A 15,929-nucleotide genomic window follows, 5' to 3' on the forward strand; every position below is an offset into this window, starting at 1 on the left:
AATACGACAATTTCAGCTTTGCCAGCCGGGTTGGACCAATCAAAAGAACTCCAGGCTGACACGAAACATCTGTTCGACATGGCGCACGGCATCGGCCAACGCAAATATGACCACCCGATCCTTGGGTTTGATTCTTGATGCGCCGTTCGGCTGGATCACCTGCCCTTCGCGATAGATCGCGCCGATGCGCATGCCATCGGGCAGGTCCAGATCGCGCAGCGGCGCACCGACGAGCGGCGAGGTTTCCAGCGCTTCCGCCTCGATGATTTCGGCAGCGCCGCGCTGAACGCTATGGACGGCACGGATGCGCCCCCGGCGCACATGCTGCAGCACGCGCGAGATGGTGACCGATCCCGGATTCACATAGGCATCGATGTCGAGCGATTTGGTGAGATCCTGATAGGTCGGATTGTTGATCAGCGCCAGATTGGCCTTGCAGCCCAGCCGCTTGGCCATGACGCTGGACAGGATGTTGACCTGATCGTTGTTGGTGAGCGCAACCATCAGGTCGGCGTCCTGGATGTCCGCCTGGGCGAGCAGTTTCTGGTCCAGTGCGCTGCCATGCAGAACGACGGTGCGCCGCAACTGGTCCGCAACGGCGACGGCCCGTTCGCGCACGGTTTCGATGATCTTGGCCTTTGTCCGGCTCTGGCGCTGCTCGATCGTCTTTGCCACATAGAGGCCGACATTGCCGCCACCGGCAATCACGATGCGAGTCGCCTGTTCTTCTTCGTGGCCGAACAGTCCGAGCGTGCGCTGCACCTGTTCACGCGTCGTTACGACATAGGCCACGTCGCCAGGTTCGAGCTGATCACCGGAATGCGGAATGAAAAGCGTATCGCCGCGCGTAATGCCTACCACAGTCGACGGCAGGTCGGGAAACAGCTCCGAAAGCTGGGCGAGTGGCGTATGGACGACCGGACAGTCCTCGAGGCATTCGATGGCGACCATCGCGATCTTGTCTTCCGCGAAGCGCACCACATCGCTGGCGCCCGGCAGGGCGATGCGTCGCAGCACCATTTCGCCCACCTCCAACTCCGGGGAGATGATGACATCGATGGGAAGATGCTCGCGTGCGAACAGGTCCTGATAATGCGGCTGCAGATAAGACTGGGCTCGAATGCGCGCGATCTTCATCGGCACGTCGAACAGCGCGTGCGCGACCTCGCAGGCGACGATATTGACCTCGTCGTGAAGCGTGACCGCGATGATCATGTCGGCATTCTGCGCGCCGGCCGCCTCCAGCACCTCGGGATGCGATCCGTGGCCGACAAAGCCGCGCACATCCAGCGTATCACGCACGCCCTGAATCAACTCGGCCGACGTGTCGATGATGGAAACGTCGTTCTTTTCAGCGGCGAGACGTTCGGCAATGCCGAACCCCACCTGCCCCGCACCACAGATGATAACGCGCATCTACACTACCGACCGCTTATACGCGTGCAACAATCTCAAACTCCGAGGGACTTCAGTTTCCGGTGCAATGCCGACCGCTCCATACCAATGAATTCCGCCGTGCGCGAGATGTTGCCGCCAAATCGGTTGATCTGCGCAATGAGATATTCCTTCTCGAACATCTCCCGCGCCTCACGCAGCGGCAGCGCCATGATGTGCTGATCCGACTGGCTGGGCGTGCGCGGCATCACATCCCCGATCTCGGAAGGCAGCATATCGGCCGTGATCGGCGTGTCGACGCCATCGCCATGCGCAAGGATCATCAGGCGCTCGATATTGTTGCGAAGCTGGCGCACATTGCCCGGCCAGTTATGCGCCTGCAACACCGCCATCGCGTCGTCGGCGATGCGTCGCGGCTTGATGCCTGCCTGCCGTCCAACCTGCTTCATGAAGCCATCGACCAGATAGGGGATGTCTTCGCGCCGCTCCGCCAATCCGGGCACCGGCACGGGCACGACCGCGAGACGGTGATACAGGTCCTCACGGAATCGACCCTCGGCGATCATCGCTTCCAGATTCTGCGCGGTGGAGGAGATGATGCGCACGTCCACCTTGACGCGCTTGGTGCCCCCTACCCGTTCGAACTGCTGATCGACCAGAACGCGCAGGATCTTGCTTTGCGTCTCGCGCGGCATGTCGGCGACCTCGTCGAGATAAAGGATGCCGCGATGGGCCTCCTCCAACGCGCCGACCTTGCGCTCTCCACCATTGGACTCCGTGCCGAACAGCTCGATCTCCATGCGTTCGGGCGTGATGGAGGCCGCGTTCACCGAGACGAATGGCCCGCTTTTGCGGGCGGAAAGCGCATGGATGGCGCGCGCAACCTGCTCCTTTCCGGAGCCCGACGGGCCTGTAATCATGATGCGGCTGTTGGTCGGCGCCACACGTTCCACGGTCTGGCGCAAATGCGTCATGGCCGAAGACATGCCGATCAGGTCGAAGGTTTCGCCGCTGCGCATCTTCAGCTCCGAAACCTCCCGCTTGAGCTTGGAAGTTTCCAGCGCGCGCTCGGCAACCAGGATCAGGCGATCCGCCTTGAACGGCTTTTCGATGAAGTCATAGGCCCCGCGCCGGATTGCCGAAACCGCCGTTTCGATGTTGCCGTGACCGGAAATCATCACCACCGGCAAGCCGGGGTGGATGGTCTTGATCTCGTCGAGCAGGGCAAGGCCATCGAGCCGCGACCCCTGCAGCCAGATGTCCAGGAACACCAGCCTGGGAACCCGATCCGCGATGGCCGCCAGCGCGCTGTCGGCATCGTGGGCCGTGCGGGTTTCATGTCCTTCGTCACTCAGAATACCGGCGACGAGCTCTCGGATATCTTCTTCGTCATCGACGATGAGAATGTCAGACGCCATTACCGACCTTTACCGTTTTCTGTTCGCTTTCAATGCTTTCGCGCTCTTGCGGCGAGGCGGGAGCCTCGGCTGCGGCAGGAAGCAAAATGCTGATCATGGCCCCCCGTCCCCCATGGAAACCGGGCGGTGCATCATGAAGTTCCAGGCGGCCGCCATGGTCTTCCACGATCTTTTTGACGATCGCGAGGCCAAGCCCGGTGCCTTTTTCACGTGTGGTCATGTAAGGCTCGAGCAGCCGCTGCCTGTTCTCGCGCGGCAGGCCCTTGCCATTGTCCATCACGTCGACCCGGATCATCGCGCCTTCCCGGCGCGCCGTGATCCGGATGGCTCCCGCCTCGCCGTTCTCGCGCTCGGCGGCATCGATCGCCTCGGAGGCGTTCTTGATGATGTTGCCGAAAGCCTGTGACAGGAGGCGGTTGTCGAATGTACCCTTGAGCGGTTCGTTACCGAAATCCCGCTCGAAGGCGATATCGTGCCTGCTGACCTCTACCAGGAACGAAGCTTCGCGCAACGGTTCGCGCAGATCGATGCTCTTCATTTCCGGTTTGGGCATGCGGGCGAATGCCGAGAATTCATCGACCATGCGGCCGATATCCTCGACCTGCCGGATAATCGTATCCGTGCACTGGTCAAAGACCTCGCGGTCCTCAGTGATGACCTTGCCGTAACGCCGGCGGATACGCTCGGCCGAAAGCTGGATCGGGGTAAGCGGGTTCTTGATCTCATGCGCGATGCGCCGGGCCACGTCCGCCCAGGCCGAGGACCGCTGTGCCTGCATCAGATCGGTGATGTCGTCGATGGTCACGACGTAGGATTTTTCGTCGGTTTCGCCATCGCCTCCCTCGACCGTGACCTGCACATTGAAGGTGCGCTCCGCACCGGTACGATAAAAAGTCACCTGCTCGCGATGAACGCGCCGTTTCGAACTGCGTGCGATTTCGAAGACGCGGCCGACATGCGGCAGCAGCGTTGAAAGATTCTGGCCGACTGAATCGGCCGAAATCGCCAGCATGCTCTCGGCGGAACGGTTGACGATCGTGATGGTGCCGAACGGATCGACGCCGATGACGCCGGCGGTGACGCCCTCTAGCACCGCTTCGGAGAAGCGCCGCCGCTCGTCCACAAGGTCCTTGGCCGTAAGTATCTCGTCGCGTTGCGACTTCAATTGCAGCAACATCTTGTTGAACGTGTCGCCCAGCGAGGCGACGTCGCCATCCGATTGCCTGACCGGGACCGACACTTCGAGATTGCCGGTCGCGACCTCGTCGGCGGCACCGATCAGTTGCCGGATCGGCCGCACGAGACGATCCGCCACGGCGATGCCCGTCCAGATCGCCGAAAGGATAACGATCAGGGTCAGCGAAAGATATGGTAGCGCGATCGCCACCTGCGAGGTGCGGCGGTTGGCTTCCAGTCCGCGATATTCGTCGGCATTCGCGCGCACGATCTCGCGCGCCTTGATGACCTCGGGATCGACGAGGCGCATGGTGTAGAGATAGAGCCCATCGAGTTCACGCAGCTTGACGATGGCGCCCACAATGTTGCGCGTGCGCGGCTCTATCAACACCACCTTTCCCCCGGCAGCATCCGCCGCGGCCCCGGCAGGCGGTTCGGGCATGGCGAAATCCGACGGAGTCTGCGCGGTCATGACGAAAGAGCCGTCCGCATTGATGAGCGCGGCATGGGCCAGTGCGCGTCCGACCGCCTGCTGGCTCATGAAACTGCGAAAACCGGTTCTGTCGAGGTGATAGAGGCTGCGGGCATTATCCAGGTCATAGGCCATGGACAGCGTCGTGCCCTGAAGGTTGCGCGCGTTTTCCTGCACATAAGCGTCGGCGATCGACAGCGAGTAGTTGACGATGGTCTTGGTCCTGATCTCGAACCAGCGATCCAGCCCCACATTCAGCGTGATCGAGGCGATGACGGCAACCGCGATCGCGGGGATCGCGGCAACCAGCGCGAACATGGTGACGATGCGCACATGCAGCCGCGACGCTGCCTTGCCGATCCTTCGCGCAGTCAGGATGCGATGTCCCTCGCGCACGATGAGCGCGATGAGGAACAGGATGAAGGCGGCGTTGAAGCCGATGATGATCAGCGTCGTGGTTTCATTGGGCGTAAGCGGCGTCGCGCCGACGAGAACAGCGAAGGAGATGCCAGCCGTGAGCAACGCGCCCACAACGGCGATGATGCCCGGCAAGGCAAGCAGCCGCCGGCCCTCGGCGCGTGAATACGCCGGAAAGATCGCCCGCCTGGAATTGCTCGTCTGATTCGCCATTCAACCCTGCACTGGACCACGAATGTGTTGAACCTATGCAACGCATTGTGGCGATTATGCAACAAAAGTGGCGACGGGGAAAATCTTTGCGGTGGATAGCCGCGGTCCGTGAATCGTTCAGTTCTGCCTGGAACCTCTGTAGACGTTCACGCCAAGCTCGCGGATTTTCTTGCGCAGCGTATTGCGGTTGAGCCCCAGCAACTCCGCCGCCTTGATCTGATTGCCGCGCGTCGCAGTCATGGATGCAAGAACCAGCGGGAATTCCACTTCCTCGAGAATGCGCTGGTAGAGGCCCGGTGGCGGCAAATCGCCCGCAAATGACGCGAAATAGCGCTGCAGGTAAATCTCGACCGCTTGACCGATCGAAAGATTATCCGGAACAAGAGCGCCATTTTCAGGCGCGGGTTCCCGGCTGGTGTGCAACTCGGATTCTATGATCTCGGTCGAAATCTCATCCTGCGGATAGAGCGCTGCCAGGCGCCTCACCAGATTTTCAAGCTCGCGCACATTGCCAGGCCACGGATATCGCTTCATGAGTTCGAGACCGCCGGTGGATATGCGCTTGGTCTGCAAGCCCTCCGCCTCGCCCTGCTTGAAGAAATGGCGGACGAGATCGGGCACGTCCTCCGCGCGCTCGCGCAACGGCGGCAGCCGAAGCGGCACCACGTTCAGGCGATAGAACAAATCCTCACGGAACAGGCCTTGCCCGATGGCCGCGCGCAGATCCTTGTTCGTGGCGGCGACGATGCGCACATCCGTCTTGATCGGCGTTCGGCCGCCAACCGTCGTGTACTCGCCCTGCTGGAGAACGCGCAGCAGGCGGGTCTGCGCTTCCATGGGCATATCGCCGATCTCGTCGAGGAACAGGGTTCCGCCCTCGGCCTGCTCGAAGCGACCGCTGGAACGGCTCTGCGCCCCTGTGAAAGCGCCCTTCTCATGGCCGAAAAGTTCGGATTCGATCAGATCGCGCGGAATGGCCGCCATGTTGATCGCCACGAACGGACCGTTGCGGCGGCGGCCATATTCATGCAGCGCGCGTGCGACCAGTTCCTTGCCCGTGCCCGACTCGCCCGAGATCATCACCGTCAGGTCGGTCTGCATCATGCGCGCCAACATCCGGTAGATGTCCTGCATGGCGGCCGAGCGCCCGATCAACGGCATCGCCTCGGGCTGATCGTCATGACGCGCATCGAGGTTCGGCCGCTTCGGTTCCGACAACGCCCGATTGACGATATTGAGCAGTTCGGTGAGGTCGAAGGGTTTCGGCAGATATTCGTAGGCGCCGGTCTCGGAGGCGCGGATGGCGGTCATGAAGGTGTTTTGCGCACTCATGACGATGACCGGCAGCTCCGGCCGGGCCTTCTTGATGCGCGGCAGCATGTCGAAGGCGTTCTCGTCCGGCATCACCACGTCGGTGATCACCAGATCGCCCTCGCCCGCCGCCACCCAGCGCCACAGCGTCGCGGCATTGGAGGTGACGCGCACCTCGTGTCCCGAGCGCGAGAGCGCCTGATTGAGCACGGTGCGGATCGCCGCGTCGTCATCTGCCACCAGAATATTGCCGCGAACGGTCATGCCTTGCTTCCTTCGCTCTGCCCTTCGGCAACCAACGCCGTGTCTTTCCAGGCGGGCATCAGGACGCGGAACGTGGTTCCGCGCGGAGAGGAATCGCATTCGATCACACCGCCGTGCTCGCCAACGATCTTGGCCACCAGCGCAAGGCCAAGGCCCGAACCATTGGTCTTGGTGGTGATGAACGGATCAAAGAGGATCGGCAGAATGTCCTCGGACACGCCCGAGCCGTTGTCATGGACGCAAAACTCCAGCGGCAGCGACACGCGATCCTGCGAGCCCGGAACGGAAACGCGCATGCCCGGACTGAACGCGGTCGCCAGCGTGATCTCGCCATCCGCGCGTGAACCGATCGCCTCGGCGGCATTCTTCACCAGGTTGAGGAAGACCTGTATGAGTTGGTCGCGGTTGGCGAAGACCGGAGGAAGTGATGGATCGTAATCCTCCAATATGTTGATCCTGCTTGCAAACCCGTTCTTCGCGATGGCCTTCACGTGATCGAGAACGACATGGATGTTGACCGGATAACGCTCGATCGGCCGTTCGTCCGAAAAGACTTCCATGCGATCCACGAGCGAGACGATGCGGTCCGTTTCGTCGGTGATAAGGCGGGTCAGCGCGCGATCCTCGTCCGAGACGGCGGTTTCCAGAAGCTGGGCCGCGCCGCGGATGCCGGAAAGCGGGTTCTTGATCTCATGCGCCAGCATGGCGGCAAGCCCGGTCACCGAACGCGCCGCGCCGCGATGCGTCATCTGCCGGTCGATCTTGTCGGCCATGGAGCGCTCCTGGAACATCACCACGACGGAACCAGGTAGCTCCGGAACCGGCGCGACATAGATGTCGACGACCTTCTCCAACCCAAGCCGCGGCGATGAAATGTCGACGCGGTATTCATTCACCGGCGCAAGCCGTTCGCGAACCTGCTCGATCAGCGACAGGATAGGGCTGCCGAAGGGCACGAAACGCTCCAGCGTCGTGCGCGCCAGCGTTGCGGCGCTGGAGCGGAAAAAGTCCTCCGCGTCGGCATTGGCATAGGTGATGCGGTCGTCAGGCCCGACCATGACAACTGGCCGCCGGATCGTGTTCAACACGATCTGCGCGGCATCTGGCGCGGCGAGCGTCGAGGCATTATTCATGCTCATGCGGCTTCCCTCGCCTCGATGCCGGACGCCGCAAAAGCCTCCCGCAAGCCTCGGATCACCGCCGCCGGATCGAGCGAGGTCATCACCGTCTTGCGCAGTTCAGGAGATGTCCCGGCCGCATGGCGATCGAGATACCAGCCCAGATGCTTGCGCGCCTGCCTGAGCCCGCTTTCGACGCCGTAGAGCGACAGCATGTCCTCGTAATGGGCAGTCACATAGTCAGCCAGTTCCGTGGATGTGTTCGGGATGGTGGCAGCGACACCGGTGGCGATAGCTCCGGCGATCCAAGGCGCACCATAGCTTGCGCGGCCCACCATCACGGCATCCGCACCGGATTGCTCAAGGATTTCCGTTGCATCCGCGAGGCTGCTCACGTCGCCATTGGCGACGACCGGAATGGAGACCGCCGCCTTGACGCGGGCTATCGCGCGCCAGTCGGCCTTGCCCTGATAGAACTGGCAGCGCGTGCGGCCATGCACGGTCACCATCTTCACGCCGACCGCCTCGGCGCGGCGCGCCAGTTCGGGCGCGTTGAGGCAATCGTCGTCCCAGCCCAGCCGCATCTTCACTGTAACAGGAACATCTACCGCGCTGATGACGGCTTCGATCAAGGAAACCGCATGGTCGAGATTGCGCATCAGCGCCGAGCCGGAATAGCCGCCCGTCACCTTCTTGGCGGGACAGCCCATATTGATATCGATGATATCGGCGCCCTCGTCAGCCGCGATGCGTGCGGCCTCCGCCATGTGGAAGGCTTCCCGTCCCGCCAGTTGCACCACGTGGACAGGCAGGCCCGAATGGCGAATGCGACGTCCGGACTCCGAATGGCCCTTGGCCAGTTCGCCGCTCGCCACCATCTCGGAAACCACCAGCCCGGCACCGTGATCATAGGCGCGCTTGCGGAAGGCATCGTCCGTGATACCCGACATCGGAGCCAGAAAGACCCGGTTGCGGATTGTCACGCCGCCGATCTCAAGCGGTTTTGCGTGAGCCGTGGATTCTGGCATGCACGAATTCCAAGCAATTTCACTGGCTGCTTATTCAGTAGCCAAATTTGATTTATTGTGCAATGCGAAAGCGGCATGACAGGCTTGCGCAAGGGAAAACTCTCGCCTTTGGCGAAGGTTGCGACTAAGCCTCTGCGCATGGAAAAGAGCAGATCTGAATCATCGGGAAAACTGCCTGCGGCGGCGGTGATCGTGGCGGCCGGGCGCGGCGAGCGCGCAGGCCAGGTTGACGGACCCAAGCAATACCGGAAGGTTGCCGGGCGCGCGGTTCTTGCCCACACGGTCGAGACCTTCTTGCGGCATCGGGATATCGGAACCGTCGCGGTGGTTATCCATGCCGACGACGATGCACTGCTGAAACAAGCGCTTGGCTCGCTTGTCGAGCGTGTCACGGTGGTGCATGGCGGTGCCACGCGCCAGGAGTCGACCCGTTTGGGACTGCTTGCCCTGCAGGAAGAAAACCCCGGCGCCGTGCTGATCCATGATGGAGTCCGCCCCTTTGCCGATGCGGAACTGATCGACAGGGTTATTGCATCGATCGATGAAAATCACGGCGCCCTGCCCGCCTTGCCCGTTTCCGACACGCTGAAGCGTGAGGCGACGGATGGCACGATCTCGGCAACCGTGCCGCGCGCCGGCTTGCACGCGGCACAAACGCCACAGGGCTTTCCCTATGCGCCGATCCTCGCCGCCCACCAGGCAGCACACCGGCAGGGACACGGCGACTTTACCGACGATGCGGCGATTGCCGAATGGGCCGAGATGCCGGTGCGGATCGTGGCGGGCTCGCCGGACAATGTGAAACTTACCTGGGCAAGGGATATAGCCATGGCCGACCAGCGCCTGTCACCGTCTATCAACGCATTTCCAGATGTGCGCACCGGCAATGGCTATGACGTGCATAGCTTCGAGGCGGGCGATCATGTGACCCTGTGCGGCGTTGCCATTCCCCACACGAAGAAGCTTTCCGGCCATTCGGACGCCGATGTATGCCTGCATGCGCTGACCGATGCGCTGCTTGCAACCTGCGGAGCCGGCGACATCGGCACGCATTTCCCACCCTCCGATCCGCAATGGAAGGGGGCCGCCTCGCGCATATTCGTGGAATATGCGGTGAAGCTGGTGCGCTCGAAAGGCGGCCGCATTGCCAATGCGGACGTCACCCTGATCTGCGAAGCGCCGCGCATCGGCCCGCACCGCGAGGCGATGACGGCCGAATTGTCGGACATGCTTGGCATTGACGCCGGCCGCGTCTCGGTCAAGGCTACGACAAACGAGCGGCTCGGCTTTGTCGGGCGCGAGGAAGGCATTGCGGCAATCGTCACCGCAAGCGTGGTCTATCCGGGAGAGTTGCCTGAATGAGCGACGGCCTGCGTGAACTGGCTATTGATTTCCTCGAGGCGTGCACGCGTCACGGCATCATGGCTGCCACGGCCGAATCCTGCACCGGGGGCATGATCATCGCCGCCCTGACCGATATTCCCGGTTCGTCCTCGGCTGTCGATCGTGGCTTCATCACCTATTCCAACGAAGCCAAGATGGAGATGCTCGGCGTGTCAGAGGCGACACTTGCCGCCCACGGCGCGGTCTCTCGTGAAACCGCGCTGGAAATGGCCTCGGGCGCAATCGCCAATTCCCGCGCCAGCATTGCGCTCGCAGTTACCGGAATTGCCGGACCGGAAGGCGGGACCAGCGAAAAGCCTATCGGACTTGTCTGGTTCGGGCTGGCCCTGCGCGGCCAGCCGGCCGTCGCGGAAAAATGGGTTTTTCCCAACAATGGGCGGCACTTCATTCGCCGCGAAACCGTGCGGCATGCACTGAAAATCGGGCTCGCCGCAATCTCTCAGACGGTCTGAGCCGGCCCATAAACCTGAACCGCGCGTTTTTCGAAGGCTTCCACGAACATGCGGAAGGCGCGGTCGAACATCGCCCCCATCAACGCGCCGAGTACGCGGCTCTTGAATTCGTACTCGATGAAGAAATGGATGTCGGTGGCACCGTCGTCGCGCGCGTCGAAGCGCCAGATATTCGTCAGATATTTGAACGGCCCGTCGAGATATTTCACGTCAATCGTGGTCTCGTCCGGCTTCAGATGCACCTGGCTGGTGAAGGTCTCGCGGATGGCCTTGTAGCCGACCGTCATGTCGGCCACGAGCACGGTGCGACCATCGCGTTCCTTGCGCGAACGAACTGTAAGCGCTTCGCACAAGGGCAGGAATTGCGGATAGTCCTCGACATTTGCGACAAGCGCAAACATCTGTTCCGGGGCATGGGCGACCCGGCGTATGGTCTCGAATTTCGGCATCAGGCGGAAGCTTTGCCCGACTTTCGAAGCTGCTCCTCGCGCGCGGCCCTGAGCTTGGCGAAGTCATCGCCGGCGTGGTGCGACGAGCGCGTCAGCGGGCTGGATGCAACAAGCAGGAAGCCCTTGGTCATGCCGACCGTCTCGTAGGACTTGAATTCCTCCGGCGTGACGAACTTCTTCACGGCATGGTGCTTCCTGGTCGGCTGCAGATATTGGCCGATGGTCATGAAATCGACGTCGGCGCTGCGCAGGTCGTCCATAAGTTGCAGAACCTCGTTCCGCTCCTCGCCGAGACCAACCATGATGCCCGACTTCGTGAAGATCGACGGATCGAGTTCCTTCACCCGCTGCAGCAGGCGGATGGAATGGAAGTAACGCGCGCCCGGCCGCACCGTGAGATAGTTCGACGGCACGGTTTCGAGATTGTGATTGAAGACGTCGGGTCTTGCCGCGACCACGATCTCCAGCGCTCCGTCCTTGCGCAGGAAGTCAGGCGTCAGGATTTCGATTGTGGTGGCCGGGTTCAGCGCACGGATGGCCCGGATCGTGTTGGCGAAATGCTGCGCGCCGCCGTCGTCCAGATCGTCGCGGTCCACCGAGGTGATGACGACATGGGTGAGCCCCATCCTGGCCACCGCCTTGGCCACGCTTTCCGGCTCGCTCACATCAAGCGGCAGCGGTCGGCCGGTCGCCACGTTGCAGAAGGCACAGGCGCGCGTGCAGATCTCACCCATGATCATGAAGGTGGCGTGTTTCTTTTCCCAGCACTCGCCGATGTTGGGACAGCCGGCCTCTTCGCACACGGTCACCAGATTGTGCGAGCGCACGATCTCGCGCGTTTCGGCATAGCCCTTGGAAACCGGCGCCTTGACGCGAATCCAGTCGGGCTTGCGCAGCACCTCCTGATCCGGGCGATGCGCCTTTTCAGGATGCCGCACGCGAGGTGCATTGGAAACGAGATCGACTACAGTAACCATGTCCGTTCCTAGCGCGACCGTGCCGATTGTGCACGCCCGAATATCCAGAGAATGATGATTGCGCCTGCAATGGCGACCAGAAGGTTGCCGAAGAAACCGTGAAAACGGAGATCAAGCAAGCCCGCCAACGTGCCGCCGACAAAGGATCCCGCGATGCCGACAAGAATGTTGGTCAGAAAACCGTGATCACGGTTCATCGTCTTTTCGGCGACATAGCCCGCCAGAAAACCGATGACCAGCATGCCGAAAAAGCCGACACCCGGCATGCTCATGATTCCGTAGCCTTGATCCATCGTCGCCTCCGGCGATCCCGTTCATCAGCCCATATAAGCCAGCCGGCGCGGAAACAACAGCCCGCGCCGGCATTGCCCGTCATGCGTTCAGCGCGCGGCCATAAGCGTCGAGAACGCTTTCCTTCATCATCTCCGACAGCGTCGGATGCGGGAAGACCGAATGCATCAGCTCTTCCTCGGTGGTTTCGAGGTTCATCGCAACCACGAAGCCTTCGATCAGTTCGGTGACTTCGGCGCCGATCATATGCGCGCCGAGAAGCTGGCCGGTCTTCTTGTCGAAAATCGTCTTGATGAAACCCTGGTCCTCGCCGAGCGCGATGGCCTTGCCGTTTGCGCCGAACTGGAAGCGGCCGACGCGGATGTCGTAACCGGCTTCCCTGGCCTTGGCCTCGGTGAGCCCGACCGAAGCAACCTGTGGGTTGCAATAGGTGCACCCGGGGATTTTCAGCTTGTCGAGCGCGTGAACGCCCGGAAGATTGGCGATCTTCTCGATGCAGATAACGCCCTCATGTTCGGCCTTGTGGGCCAGCATGGGCGGGCCGGCGACGTCGCCGATGGCATAGAGGCCGGGAACATTGGTGCGGCCATAGCCATCGATGACGACGCAGCCGCGATCCGTCTTCACGCCGAGCGCCTCAAGGCCGAGATTTTCGATATTGCCCTGCACACCGACGGCCGAAATCATGCGGTCGGCGGTGATTTTCTCAACCTTGCCGTCCTTCATTTCGACATGGGCGGTAATGGAGTTCGCGCCCTTCTCGACCTTGGTCACCTTGGCTTCCAGCAGGATCTTCATGCCCTGCTTCTCGAATTGCTTTTTGGCGAAGGCCGAGACTTCGGCATCCTCGACCGGCATTACGGCGGGCATGACCTCGACCACGGTCACGTCCACGCCGAGCGTGCGGTAGAAGCTGGCAAACTCGATGCCGATGGCGCCCGAGCCCATGACGAGCAGCGACTTGGGCTTTTCTAGCGGCACCATGGCCTCGAAATAGGTCCAGATCAGCTTGCCGTCCGGCTCAATGCCGGGCAACGCGCGGGGGCGTGCGCCGGTGGCCAGGATGATGTGCTTGGCCGTATATGTGCCCTCGCCCTTGACGCTCTTGGGCAGCGGGTGCTGCGGCTCCATGGGCTTCTTCGAGGTTTTCGAGACGACGATCTCGCCTGGCTTGGAAAGCCTGGCCTCCCCCCAGATCACATCGACCTTGTTCTTCTTCATCAGGAAGCCGACACCGCCGTTCAGGCGCCCCGAAACGCCGCGCGAGCGATCGACAATGGCCTTGAGATCGGGGCTCACCGAACCCTCGATCTTCACGCCATATCTGTCGGCATGTTCGGCATAATGGAGGATTTCGGCCGAACGCAGCAGCGCCTTGGTGGGAATGCAACCCCAGTTCAGGCAGATGCCGCCCAGATGCTCGCGCTCGACGATCGCCGTCTTGAAGCCAAGCTGCGCCGAGCGCACGGCCGTGACATAACCGCCGGGACCCGAGCCGATGATGATGACGTCGTAATTTTCGGCCACAATCTTCTCCTGAAATCAGAGCGCGAGCATGACCCGCGCCAAGGGCGCGAGCGCTTCGCCAATTTTGCGCGTATTTTCCGCGTCGAGATGGACACCATCGAGCGGCGTTGTGACTGCAACCGAGCCGGCATCGAAGAAACCGCAACCGGTTTCGTCCGCCAACCCGGCATAAAGTTCCGCCAGCTTCTGCGAACCCTTGTCACCGCCCGCGAACATTTCCGCGAACTCGATGTTCCGGGTGCGCGTAAGCTGCGGCGGCGAGACGAGCAAAATCTCCGGCGCGGCAGCGTCGAGCGGATAGGCATGGCCGCGCACGATCTTCAACAGGCGCGCCATGCCTTGCCTGGCCGCGAATGGGTTGCCGTGGACCCATGGCTTCATGTCGTTGGAGCCGAGCAGGATGATTACCAGATCGAGCGGCGAGTGCGTGCCGAGCAAGGTCGGCAGCACGCGCGCGCCATTGCGATCTTCCCCCGCCGTGTGATCGTCGAAGGCGGTCGTGCGACCATTGAGGCCGTCAGCGATGACGCGAACGCCATCGCTGAGTTCCGCTTGCAACACGCTCGGCCACCTGTCCTCCAGCGCATGGCGCGAAGGACCCTCGGCGTTGTAGCCCCAGGTCAGCGAGTCGCCGTAGCAGAGGACGGTCTTCAAGCGCCGCTCCTAGACCAGCATGCCCATCGGGTTTTCGATGTAGCGCTTGAAGGCCGCCAGAAGCTCGGCTCCGAGCGCGCCGTCAACTGCGCGATGGTCAGTCGACAGCGTGACGGACATCACGTTGCCTATTCTGATCTCGCCATTCTTCACCACGGCCCGCTCCTCACCGGCTCCCACCGCCAGAATGGTCGCATGTGGAGGATTGATGACGGCGGCAAAGTCCTTGATGCCGAACATACCGAGGTTCGATACCGCCGTGGTGCCGCCCTGATATTCTTCCGGCTTGAGCTTGCGTTCACGCGCACGCGCGGCGAGGTCCTTCATCTCGTTGGAGATGGTGGAGAGGCTCTTTTCGTCGGCCTTGCGCACGATCGGGGTGATGAGGCCGCCCGGAATGGAGACGGCAACGCCCACATCCGAGTGCTTGTGCTGCACCATGGCGCTTTCGGTCCATGATACATTGGCGGTCGGCACGTCGCGCAAGGCAAGCGCCATCGCCTTGATGATCATGTCGTTGACCGACAGCTTGTAGGCCGGCACGTCGCCTTTGTCCGTCTTGCGGGTCGGCGCGGCCGCGTTGAGCTGCGTGCGCAGCGCCAGCAATGCGTCGATCTCGCAATCCAGCGTCAGGTAGAAATGCGGGATGGTGGACTTGGCCTCGACCAGGCGGCGGGCGATGGTCTTGCGCATCCCGTCATGCGGGATGAGCTCGTAGGAGCCTTCCTCGAACAGTTTCAACACCTGCTCGTCGGACATGGCCTTCGGCGCCGGCGCCGTGGCTGCTGGCGCGACAGACGGCGCTGCCTTTGCGCCGCCGCCTGCGATTGCCGTTTCCACATCCGCCTTCACCACGCGGCCACGAGGACCAGTGCCCTTAATGGCGGCAATATCGACGCCGGCATCCTTGGCAATGCGCCGCGCCAGCGGTGAGGCGAACATGCGTCCTTCCTGAGAGGCCGGCTTCCCATTCGCCACGACGGCCCGCGCAACTTGGGCGACCGGCGCAGGCTGCGGCTTGGCTTCCTCGACCTTTGCCGGGGCGGGCGCTGCGACCTCTGCCTTCGGCGCGTCGCCGCCAGCCTTGGCAGCCGCGCCGGCATCTTCGCCCTCGCCCGCCAGAATGGCGATCACGGCGTTGACCTTGACGCCCTCCGTACCGGCCGGGACGACCAGTTTGGCGACCGTGCCTTCATCGACGGCTTCGACTTCCATCGTTGCCTTGTCGGTCTCGATCTCGGCGATCACGTCACCGGGCGAAACCTGGTCGCCTTCCTTGACCAGCCACTTGGCGAGGTTGCCCTCTTCCATCGTGGGCGAAAGGGCGGGCATTGTTATGTTGATCGGCATATGCGCGCCCTCC

At 62.1% G+C, this 15,929-nt stretch carries 14 protein-coding genes; 2 read left to right on the top strand and 12 right to left on the bottom strand.

Annotation, left to right across the window (positions count from 1 at the left end):
• Positions 1-39: 39 nt before the first annotated feature.
• The 6 genes from trkA to dusB form a co-directional block, all read right to left on the bottom strand.
• A complete protein-coding gene (gene trkA, locus C7441_RS03470; protein ID WP_019173462.1) occupies positions 40-1,416 on the bottom strand; it encodes a Trk system potassium transporter TrkA in 1,377 nt (458 codons plus the stop codon).
• 35 nt (positions 1,417-1,451) lie between these two features.
• Positions 1,452-2,813: a nitrogen assimilation response regulator NtrX gene (ntrX, locus tag C7441_RS03475; protein WP_019173461.1), complete on the bottom strand. Its 1,362-nt coding sequence runs from the start codon at positions 2,811-2,813 to the stop codon at positions 1,452-1,454.
• Positions 2,803-5,091: a sensor histidine kinase NtrY-like gene (locus C7441_RS03480; RefSeq protein WP_109611723.1), complete on the bottom strand. Its 2,289-nt coding sequence runs from the start codon at positions 5,089-5,091 to the stop codon at positions 2,803-2,805. Before C7441_RS03480 ends, ntrX begins: the two co-directional genes overlap by 11 nt.
• A 117-nt stretch (positions 5,092-5,208) precedes the next feature.
• Positions 5,209-6,666, bottom strand: a complete 1,458-nt coding sequence (ntrC, locus tag C7441_RS03485; RefSeq protein ID WP_109611724.1) for a nitrogen regulation protein NR(I) — start codon at positions 6,664-6,666, stop codon at positions 5,209-5,211.
• Positions 6,663-7,805, bottom strand: a complete 1,143-nt coding sequence (locus tag C7441_RS03490) for a two-component system sensor histidine kinase NtrB (RefSeq protein ID WP_170125000.1) — start codon at positions 7,803-7,805, stop codon at positions 6,663-6,665. Before C7441_RS03490 ends, ntrC begins: the two co-directional genes overlap by 4 nt.
• Positions 7,802-8,812 (bottom strand): tRNA dihydrouridine synthase DusB, encoded by a 1,011-nt coding sequence (gene dusB, locus C7441_RS03495; RefSeq protein ID WP_109611725.1) that lies wholly within the window; start codon positions 8,810-8,812, stop codon positions 7,802-7,804. Before dusB ends, C7441_RS03490 begins: the two co-directional genes overlap by 4 nt.
• A 138-nt stretch (positions 8,813-8,950) precedes the next feature.
• Here dusB and C7441_RS03500 point away from each other — a divergent pair, with 138 nt between their 5' ends.
• Entirely contained in the window at positions 8,951-10,174 is a 1,224-nt protein-coding gene (locus C7441_RS03500; RefSeq protein WP_109611726.1) for a bifunctional 2-C-methyl-D-erythritol 4-phosphate cytidylyltransferase/2-C-methyl-D-erythritol 2,4-cyclodiphosphate synthase, read from the top strand.
• On the top strand, positions 10,171-10,668 hold the full coding sequence (locus C7441_RS03505; RefSeq protein WP_109611727.1) for a CinA family protein: 498 nt from the start codon (positions 10,171-10,173) through the stop codon (positions 10,666-10,668). Before C7441_RS03500 ends, C7441_RS03505 begins: the two co-directional genes overlap by 4 nt.
• Here C7441_RS03505 and C7441_RS03510 read toward each other — a convergent pair.
• The 6 genes from C7441_RS03510 to C7441_RS03535 all read right to left on the bottom strand — a co-directional run bounded on the left by C7441_RS03510 (position 10,656) and on the right by C7441_RS03535 (position 15,916).
• Entirely contained in the window at positions 10,656-11,117 is a 462-nt protein-coding gene (locus C7441_RS03510; protein WP_109611728.1) for a type II toxin-antitoxin system RatA family toxin, read from the bottom strand. The two genes, C7441_RS03505 and C7441_RS03510, sit on opposite strands and share 13 nt — an antisense overlap.
• The gene (gene lipA, locus C7441_RS03515) at positions 11,117-12,094 is read right to left on the bottom strand and encodes a lipoyl synthase (protein WP_109611729.1); all 978 of its coding nucleotides are present in this window, start codon (positions 12,092-12,094) and stop codon (positions 11,117-11,119) included. Before lipA ends, C7441_RS03510 begins: the two co-directional genes overlap by 1 nt.
• Before the next feature lie 8 nt (positions 12,095-12,102).
• Positions 12,103-12,387, bottom strand: coding sequence for a GlsB/YeaQ/YmgE family stress response membrane protein (locus C7441_RS03520; RefSeq protein ID WP_019173453.1), 285 nt, complete (start codon positions 12,385-12,387; stop codon positions 12,103-12,105).
• Between the two features lie 79 nt (positions 12,388-12,466).
• Entirely contained in the window at positions 12,467-13,912 is a 1,446-nt protein-coding gene (gene lpdA / locus C7441_RS03525) for a dihydrolipoyl dehydrogenase (RefSeq protein ID WP_109611730.1), read from the bottom strand.
• A 15-nt stretch (positions 13,913-13,927) separates the two neighbouring features.
• Complete coding sequence (locus C7441_RS03530; RefSeq protein WP_109611731.1) at positions 13,928-14,566, bottom strand: SGNH/GDSL hydrolase family protein; 639 nt, start codon at positions 14,564-14,566, stop codon at positions 13,928-13,930.
• Positions 14,567-14,575: 9 nt separating this feature from the next.
• On the bottom strand, positions 14,576-15,916 hold the full coding sequence (locus tag C7441_RS03535; protein ID WP_109611732.1) for a pyruvate dehydrogenase complex dihydrolipoamide acetyltransferase: 1,341 nt from the start codon (positions 15,914-15,916) through the stop codon (positions 14,576-14,578).
• Positions 15,917-15,929 lie beyond the last annotated feature (13 nt).

The sequence above is a fragment of the Pseudaminobacter salicylatoxidans genome, from assembly GCF_003148475.1.
GTDB lineage: Bacteria > Pseudomonadota > Alphaproteobacteria > Rhizobiales > Rhizobiaceae > Pseudaminobacter > Pseudaminobacter salicylatoxidans.

Coding starts and splice junctions, on each gene's coding strand:
- trkA (WP_019173462.1), bottom strand. CDS start 1,416: ATGCGCGTTATCATCTGTGGTGCGGGGCAGGTGGGGTTCGGCATTGCC.
- ntrX (WP_019173461.1), bottom strand. CDS start 2,813: ATGGCGTCTGACATTCTCATCGTCGATGACGAAGAAGATATCCGAGAG.
- C7441_RS03480 (WP_109611723.1), bottom strand. CDS start 5,091: ATGGCGAATCAGACGAGCAATTCCAGGCGGGCGATCTTTCCGGCGTAT.
- ntrC (WP_109611724.1), bottom strand. CDS start 6,666: ATGACCGTTCGCGGCAATATTCTGGTGGCAGATGACGACGCGGCGATC.
- C7441_RS03490 (WP_170125000.1), bottom strand. CDS start 7,805: ATGAGCATGAATAATGCCTCGACGCTCGCCGCGCCAGATGCCGCGCAG.
- dusB (WP_109611725.1), bottom strand. CDS start 8,812: ATGCCAGAATCCACGGCTCACGCAAAACCGCTTGAGATCGGCGGCGTG.
- C7441_RS03500 (WP_109611726.1), top strand. CDS start 8,951: ATGGAAAAGAGCAGATCTGAATCATCGGGAAAACTGCCTGCGGCGGCG.
- C7441_RS03505 (WP_109611727.1), top strand. CDS start 10,171: ATGAGCGACGGCCTGCGTGAACTGGCTATTGATTTCCTCGAGGCGTGC.
- C7441_RS03510 (WP_109611728.1), bottom strand. CDS start 11,117: ATGCCGAAATTCGAGACCATACGCCGGGTCGCCCATGCCCCGGAACAG.
- lipA (WP_109611729.1), bottom strand. CDS start 12,094: ATGGTTACTGTAGTCGATCTCGTTTCCAATGCACCTCGCGTGCGGCAT.
- C7441_RS03520 (WP_019173453.1), bottom strand. CDS start 12,387: ATGGATCAAGGCTACGGAATCATGAGCATGCCGGGTGTCGGCTTTTTC.
- C7441_RS03535 (WP_109611732.1), bottom strand. CDS start 15,916: ATGCCGATCAACATAACAATGCCCGCCCTTTCGCCCACGATGGAAGAG.